Genomic DNA, 8,044 nt, shown 5'->3' with positions numbered 1-8,044 from the left:
TCAGTGAATCTATCAACATAAATAATACTATGTAAATGTTGCTTCTAGCGTGATTCCCTCTATACAAAAAGAGACCAGAAACATCTTGCTTCTGGTCTCTTACGTCAATCTAATACTCACAACTCCCGGTATTTCTTCTTAGAATCCTTGCTTTGTTCCACCGGATATTTCACTGCATTTTTCTGCAGCTTCTCTTTGATGATCTCATCAACATCTAGCTTTAGATTATCTGCCAACATATAACTGTAGATCAACACGTCGGCAATTTCTTCTTTAAGATGCTCAAAATCTTTCAGCGCCTCTTCCGAAGACTTCCATTGAAAGATCTCCAGCAATTCTGCGGCTTCGATGGAAATCGAAAGCGCCAAATCTTTCTCATTATGAAATTGACGCCAATTCCGTTCATCCCGAAATTTATTGATTAATTCCATGGAGGTTTCTTTGTGAACCATATTTTCTCCTTTTGCTCTAATAAATAGCTTCCTTCCTCTTTTGAGACAAAGTGTCGGATAGTATCATTAGCTAATGACTATAATTAGACAGACTCAGTTTTGTCCAGTGTTGACAAAGCCTACTCTTTTTTTGTGTATAAGACAAAGCTATTTTTCACTAGAAACTACAGCTTATTCTCTATACTATTTACTCAGCATATCAATAAATTTTTTCAATTCTGCTTGCGCTTCATCTGTCGTACCTTCCAATTCATTCAGCATACCGAACAATTTATCTGTTGAATCTGCAATTTCTTGTCTCACTGCTGCTATTTCTTGCGCAAGTTGTGGCAACGGCGTCACTTCTTCTTCTTCGAAGGTATCGACATATCTTGGTATATTTAAGTTGTAGTCGTTCTCTTTGATTTCGTCTAAAGTTGCTACATGAGCATATTTTTCAACGTCTTCACGCTTTTCATAGGTTTCAATAATTTTAGCAATATTTTCTGGTGATAGTTTATTCTGATTTTTCCCTTTAACAAACTCACTAGACGCATCAATAAAAAGAATATCTTTCGTTTTTCGGGCTTCTCTTCCTTTAAACACTAAAACAGTAGTTGGTATACTTGCCCCATAAAATAGATTTGCAGGCAATCCGATCACCGTATCTAACAAGTTATTATCGATAATATTTTTACGTATTCTCTCTTCAGCTCCCCCTCGGAATAATACACCGTGTGGTAAGACAATGGCCATCGTTCCTGATTTATCTAAGTGATATAATCCATGTAAAACAAACGCATAGTCAGCTTTAGACGCAGGTGCCACACCAAATCCTTTAAATCGTATATCTTTTTCACGATCGATCCCTTTTATATCCCACTTAGCGGAATAAGGTGGATTAGCGACAACCGCATCAAATTTTAAGGGAATTTGTGTTCCTTCTTTTTCTACAAGTGGCCAATCTGCATCAAGAGTATCCCCACGTTTCAAATTCATATTGCGATAAGTAACCCCGTGCATCATTAAGTTCATGCGAGCTAAGTTATAGGTTGTTGTATTTAACTCTTGACCATAGAAGTCCACACTGCCTGTTTTCTCTCCATTAGGCAATTCATTTTTCACTGTCAATAACAACGAACCTGAACCCATTGTAGGGTCATATACGCGAAATTGCTGTTCATCCGCTTTTGCATCTTTGGTTACAATTTTAGCTAACACTTGACTCACTTCATGAGGGGTATAAAACTCTCCCCCTTTTTTCCCCGCATTAGCAGCAAATTGCCCAATGAGATATTCGTAAACATCGCCAAGAATATCATGACCTGAGTCGTCTTTAAAGGTAAAGTCATTAACCATCAAAACGACATCATTCAAAGCCTTTGCTCGCTCATTTGTATTTGATCCTAGCCGAGTATCCCCAAGATTGATATCTGAGAAGACATTTGCAAAATCATCTTCAGCTACCGGATTACGTTTGGCATTCAAGTTAAAGGAATCTAACATATCTTGAAAATCGCTAGCTTTGATTTGATGATTTTCAATCTTTGATACTAATTGTTCCCAAGTATATTCAGGAGAGATAGCATAGCCAATCCCCCGACTAATATCTTCTAAATAATCTTCTTTTTCTTCTGGATCAGTCACTTCGTAGTAGTCTTCTAAGCCATTTTTTTTCAAGTAAACATTTTGATTCTCAGATAAATAGCGATAGAACATAAAAGGCAAAATATAGTTTTTATATTCACTAGCATCCATTGTCCCCCGCAGTTTATTGGCCATCGCCCAAAGTTTTGTTGTAATTTCATTTGCAGTACTCATTTATCTTTTCTCCTTTTAAATAAACATTTGTTGTAGTAATGATTTTTTCATTTCTTTTAATAAGTCCAGCTTGCGCTGATGAAGAGCGATTGTGTCGTCGAGTTGTTTGAAGAAGAGTCCAATTTTTTTTTGTTCTTTAATATCTGGAAGTTTAAAAATAAGATTGGAGACTGCAGGATAGTTCACGTAAATCTGTGTGCCACCTTGAACAATCCGCTTTACTTTTTCTCTAAAGGGACCGTTAAGTAGTACATATGCAAAATTAGAATCAAAGTTTTCTTTTGGTGAAATAATTTCTGTACGTTGATTAATTACATATTTGTTATCTTCTTCTATCAGCAATGAACGTCCTATAATTGTTCCAGTAGCAGTTTTATCATTTAGCACCATAGTAAGCTCTCCTGTACGAACAACACGACTATCTGTAACTTTATTTGATACTGCACGAATATTTTGATCAACATACTTACTATCTAATCCATAACTACCAATTGAAATCACTTTGTACTTACCATCTTCTTTGAAGTATTTTTCAATAGCGGTTCCTCCCCGATGATTTGCGAGTTCTCCCAACTTACGCTGTTCCCAATCCTTCGTAAATCCTGCAAAGCGGATTTCTGGCTTATTCTCACCTGATTTAGGAAACAATTTTTGTAGATAAGTTTGTTTTGTTTGCTTTAACAAATCAAGCTCACACTGATAAAGAGTGATCGTGTCGTCGAGTTGTCTTATAAAAATGGATATTCTAAATTGTTCATTTATTTCTGGAACAGGAACCACTAAATTTTTTAAGATACCTGCATTGACATTTTTCTGGGCTCCTCCCGCTTTCATACCATCTATTTGTTTCATCCCATTAGGTGAATTTATAAATGCTGAAACAAAATAAGGAGTAGCTATATTACTCTTTAGTCTAGTAATTAAAGTTGTAAATGTTTGAGCTCCCTCTAACTCTTCTGGAACTACAGCACTTAATCCTGGATATCCAGTCCGTGCAGTAAGTATATCCCCTATCTTAACTCTTTTATTTTTATTTTGCTTATCAAACATGCGTGAGATGTACTCTAAGTTTTTTGTGTTAACTTTATTTTCTTTTATATCTTGATTCTTAATAAATGGAACTCCATCATTACTAGAACTAAAGTGAAGGCTTGATGAAGTTGCTATGCCTACAGTTATTTTTTCAGACAATTCTCCCAACTTACGCTGTTCCCAATCTTCCGTAAACCCTCTAAATCTTATTTTCGGTGCATTTGTTCTTGTATCACTCATTGTAACTCTCCTACTTTCGCTATTTCCTTATCAAAATCAGAAACTATGCGTTGATGTTTATTAAACTCTTTGTATTCATCCATTGCTTTTCCTTTAGCATCTTTACTGCTGATTTTTCCATTTCCATCAAGAATTTGATAGCGGTTAAATGTCAGAAATTCATCTATGCTTTTGGCGAAATCTTCCATACCTAGCAGTGTTTCTTCTTCTAATAATCGTTCCACATAATCAAAATACGAAGAGACATTTCGTTCAAGGCTACGAATTTGTTTTTCAGTCAAATAATTTTTAGTAACCGACACATCTGACTGTAAGATTCTGCCATCTGGAGGATTTTTCCAACTCGTCAGTCCCATATTCTCTTTTGATCGATCTGCGCCGTCATAAATAATTTCTGCTGCTGTTTTTCCAGTAATTGCATAATGAAATTTATTTTGTATCGTTGCATAAAACTGCTTCGTAATCTCAGAATTTTTGTCATAGTCATAAGAAATTTCAGCAAACACATCGGTAATCTGTTGCCAAATTCTTCTTTCACTGGCACGAATCGAGCGAACTATTTTTAGTAATTCTCGGAAATAGTCCTTGCCAAAAGCATTTTCGCCTTGCTTCATTCGCTCTACGTCAATTTTGAAGCCCTTTTGGATATAGTCTTTCAAAATGTCTGTTGCCCAAATCCGAAACTTCGTTGCTTTTTGCGAATTGACTCGGTAACCAATTGAAATAATTGCATCAAGATTATAATATTTCACCTTGTTCGTTTGTGTTTTTCCGTCTATCGCACCATGTTTAGTGGTATTTTCCAAAATGGAAACAACCACTTCTTCATCCAATTCACCAGATTCAAATATATTTTTTAGATGTTTGCTAATTGCGGGCACGCCAACATCAAAAAGTTGGGAAATCGTCTTCTGTGTGGCCCAAATGGTTTCTTCTCGCATAAGGACTTCGACTTTGTCGCTATCCTCATAGATTAAAAATTGAATTTCATTCAATAGAACTTACTCTCCTTTCTTGATTTCATCAGCCATTTTATAAAAAGCTTCGCGAAACGCAACACGGTATTTGACCCAAGATAAGGCGGCAACTTCTGCTGCTGCAATTTCTTGATAATCTAATCGTGCATCGTTCATGATCGTTGTCAATTCACCTTTTTTATCCATATCCTCTTGACCAAATCGATGACGTTTGATTAGTCTGTCCAATTCTTTGGGTTTTATACTGTTGTCCAAGCCCCATGTTCGGATAAACGCTGTTAACAACTTAATGTTACCATCCCTTTGTGCACGTTCCATTGCCTGATTCATTTCCTCTTTATCAATAGGAGCAGGATAACTATCGAACTCGAATTCTTTTGTATAAATTTTTGTGACAAAGTTACGATATTTTGTAATTTCTTTATCACTTTCAATTTTTGTAATTTCAATATCGATCTCTTCTTTGGTTTTTTCTGCTTGATCCATTTTATCTTCATGAACTTCGTCTGCCATTTTTGCAATCAATTCAACCAAATAATCGTAATTAATTCTTACATCATGAATATGAACCATCTCCAGATTAACTTGTGAAATATCGATTTCATCTTTTCGTGCGCGTCTTTCTCGCAGCTCATTGGCAAGCACGGTCGTTAACATCACTTCTTGTTCTTCTGTGATTCCTAAACGCTGATAAAAGACTTCAGGTTCATCATAAGCCGATAGCGGATTCTTCTCATCATCTTCAGTGTACTGCTTTAATTGACTTACGAGCCGGTTATATTCTTGCAAACTTTCGAAAACGACATCTTGCGCTTTTTCACTCGGTGGTAATTGGAGATAATTATCCGTTAGATCTGCCAGCTTTTGAATGACATCTTTGGTCTCCGCTTCTACGGTGCTGAAAGGTTTCGAGAGAATTCCTGATGCCACATTATCTTCTTTTAATTCTTCTAAAGAAAGTTGTTCTGCTGCAGAATCCCGATTGGAATAGATGGCAAAGGCTTGATTCATTTCATATTCATTTTGTACGGGCCAACGGTAATTCACCACATTCCCTTGGGGTTTGGCATCCCGATCGTGAATTCGATTGGTTCGTGAATAAGCTTGGATCAGGTTTCCACCCTTCAGCGTTCGATCAATATAGAGTGTGTTTAGCTCAGGTGCGTCAAATCCGGTCAATAATTGATCCACTACGATGACTAGATCTAAATAGTTTCCATCGTCTGCCGTTTTGTTCAATCGACGAGCTAAGTCTTCAGTATAGGCTTTGACTGTTGTCATATCAAAAGCTGTGCCAAATAAATGATTGTATGCGTTAATCGCACGATGAAGGTTCTGGTTTGTTTCCAATTGATGGTTGCTATTTGATGTATCAACAGAAAAACTGATGCCTACTTTTAGCCGTTCCTCTTCCGGTCGACGCTTATTTTCTTCCATAAATTTGTCAAAATATTCCATAGCTCGTGGTGTACTCGCTCGGTTGCCTCCGACATGAACCGTAAGCAGCGCATTGTATTTGCGACTATTCGAGCGTTTCTTCCAGTTGGAAAAGATATCTTGAACAACTAACTCTACATGGACGGGACTATAGTCATAGACACTGCCGCGCAAATTATCATCGATTTCTTCAGCCGTTGGATCTTTCGGTGCTTCAATCGTCTCTTTGAACTCCACTTTAAATCCTAAAACATTTTTGTCAGCAATGGCTTCTTTGATCGTATAGGCATGGAGCAAATGACCAAAAATTTCCCGTGTTTCTGGAAATTTTGGCGTGCCGGTATAGCCTACCCATGCTGAGTTTGGTAGTGCTTTACGAATACTTTCTAACATTCCTTCATTTTTGACTCCATCACCGGTGGAGCGGTGTGCTTCGTCAACAATAAATAGAATATTTGCATCTAACGGTTTGAAACTTTCTCTGCTTACATAGCGGGACATCTTCTGAATACTTGTCACAAGAATGTTTTGATCACTTTTTTTAGTCAGCTTACGATGTAAGTCAGCAATATTCGCGGTGTCTCCAACAACCCCATTTTTCCCTTCAAACCCAGCGATTGGATCGTACGCACGATAGGCATCTGCGGTTTGATTGGTTAATGCAATTCGGTCAACTAGAAAAATGACTTTGTCTACATTTGGCATCCGACTAGCTAACCAAGCTGTTTTGAAGCTAGTGATTGTTTTCCCAGAACCTGTTGTATGCCAGATATATCCTAACTTACCATCATCATATCTAAAGTCATATTTACGAACAGCGTCTAGGACACGTTTTGTTGCATATACTTGATAGGGACGCATCACTTTAATGCTTTCCTTATTTTTTGTCCCATCAAGTATCATGTAGCGGGTAGCTAAATCATGCGCCATCGGTATAGACAACACTTGATCTGCAAAACTTTTCCATGAATAAATCGGACGTGCTTTTTCTTCATCTTGCCAATTAAAGGCGAAAGCGCGATTAAAGTTTTGCAACGTTGTGTTAGCCATATACCGAATATCAAATGGCGTCATTGCAATTAAAATTTGTAGAGTAGAAAAAATGTCACTAAACTGCTTTTCTGCTATATATTGTTCCATTTGGTTTAGTGCTTCAGTGGCATTATGTAGAGCTTTCTTTAGTTCAATTTGGATGATGGGTAAGCCATTGATTAATAGTGTAACATCAAAGCGACGATTTGGTTTTCCATCGATTATTTTTGCACGTTCAATTTGATTGACCACTTGATAAACCGTATTGCCAGCGCCTACTTGAGCTTGATCAAATACAGTTAAAAAGACATGACGTCCATCGTCAAGATCTACTTCGATTTCAGAAACACCATTCACTCCATAAAGAAATTGACCCGCTTGGTAAGGAGAATTAATAGCAGAAATAACTTTCTTTACCTGATTAAATTCTGTGATCGATAAAGGTTGATCTAAGCGAGCATGGTTATTTTGTTCGAGTATTTTTTTGAAATTTTCCCATAACTGCTCAGTCGTTCGAATTTCTTTCTTATATTCCCATTGCTTTACACCACCGATTTTTGTTAAATAGTCAATGACTTCTTCTTCAAATTGCAATTCTGATTGGCTCTTAATTCCTGCATCCTTTTTCATTGGTTACTCCTCCAAGCTTTTTTCGATGACCTGTCCTGCGAATTGTTCTAACATCGACGCATAAGTGGTCAATTTGCTTTGTAGTTTTAAAGTCTCCACATAAATCGCTCCTATTTTTTGCTGCTCTACTAGAGTAACAACTGGAACTTCCAAATTTTCTAAAGAACGTTTGGTTAACTTCCGAACTGGGCCAGTACCTTGAAGTTCTCGCTCTTTTTGTCTTTGTATATCTGGATAAGCATTGAAAAGATATAGAAAATAGTTTTTGTCGAGGGAATCATTCTTGAACTCTACTTTCATAAAATTTAGGGACAAAATCTTTCCAATATTTCTTTCGTGAACAAGTGTGGCTTTTTGTAAAGTATTGCTGATAACAATATCATTCTTAATTAATGCGCCTTCACTTTCAATTTTAGAAGAAGTATATACGATTTGATGGTTACC

Annotated in this window: 6 protein-coding genes; all 6 read right to left on the bottom strand. The window is 36.8% G+C overall.

Translation table 11 applies throughout. The features are described 5' to 3' along the window. Nucleotides 1–116: 116 nt before the first annotated feature. Nucleotides 117–452: a nucleotide pyrophosphohydrolase gene (locus tag Q0A12_RS15075; protein ID WP_291293448.1), complete on the bottom strand. Its 336-nt coding sequence runs from the start codon at nucleotides 450–452 to the stop codon at nucleotides 117–119. Between the two features lie 183 nt (nucleotides 453–635). Continuing rightward, nucleotides 636–2,252, bottom strand: a complete 1,617-nt coding sequence (locus tag Q0A12_RS15070; protein ID WP_291293447.1) for a type I restriction-modification system subunit M — start codon at nucleotides 2,250–2,252, stop codon at nucleotides 636–638. A 15-nt stretch (nucleotides 2,253–2,267) separates the two neighbouring features. Beyond that, complete coding sequence (locus Q0A12_RS15065) at nucleotides 2,268–3,524, bottom strand: restriction endonuclease subunit S (RefSeq protein ID WP_291293446.1); 1,257 nt, start codon at nucleotides 3,522–3,524, stop codon at nucleotides 2,268–2,270. Further along, nucleotides 3,521–4,519, bottom strand: a complete 999-nt coding sequence (gene rhuM, locus Q0A12_RS15060; RefSeq protein WP_291293445.1) for a RhuM family protein — start codon at nucleotides 4,517–4,519, stop codon at nucleotides 3,521–3,523. The genes Q0A12_RS15065 and rhuM overlap by 4 nt, the downstream gene beginning before the upstream one ends. Nucleotides 4,520–4,525: 6 nt before the next feature. Further along, nucleotides 4,526–7,600: an HsdR family type I site-specific deoxyribonuclease gene (locus tag Q0A12_RS15055; protein WP_291293444.1), complete on the bottom strand. Its 3,075-nt coding sequence runs from the start codon at nucleotides 7,598–7,600 to the stop codon at nucleotides 4,526–4,528. A gap of 3 nt (nucleotides 7,601–7,603) precedes the next feature. Further along, on the bottom strand, nucleotides 7,604–8,044 hold a 441-nt coding region (locus Q0A12_RS15050), incomplete at its 5' end, for a restriction endonuclease subunit S (RefSeq protein ID WP_291293443.1).

Source organism: Enterococcus sp., from assembly GCF_022711995.1.
Classification (GTDB): Bacteria; Bacillota; Bacilli; order Lactobacillales; family Enterococcaceae; genus Enterococcus_D.
This window is presented reverse-complemented; position numbering and strand designations above follow the sequence as displayed.

Coding starts and splice junctions, on each gene's coding strand:
- Q0A12_RS15075 (WP_291293448.1), bottom strand. CDS start 452: ATGGTTCACAAAGAAACCTCCATGGAATTAATCAATAAATTTCGGGAT.
- Q0A12_RS15070 (WP_291293447.1), bottom strand. CDS start 2,252: ATGAGTACTGCAAATGAAATTACAACAAAACTTTGGGCGATGGCCAAT.
- Q0A12_RS15065 (WP_291293446.1), bottom strand. CDS start 3,524: ATGAGTGATACAAGAACAAATGCACCGAAAATAAGATTTAGAGGGTTT.
- Q0A12_RS15055 (WP_291293444.1), bottom strand. CDS start 7,600: ATGAAAAAGGATGCAGGAATTAAGAGCCAATCAGAATTGCAATTTGAA.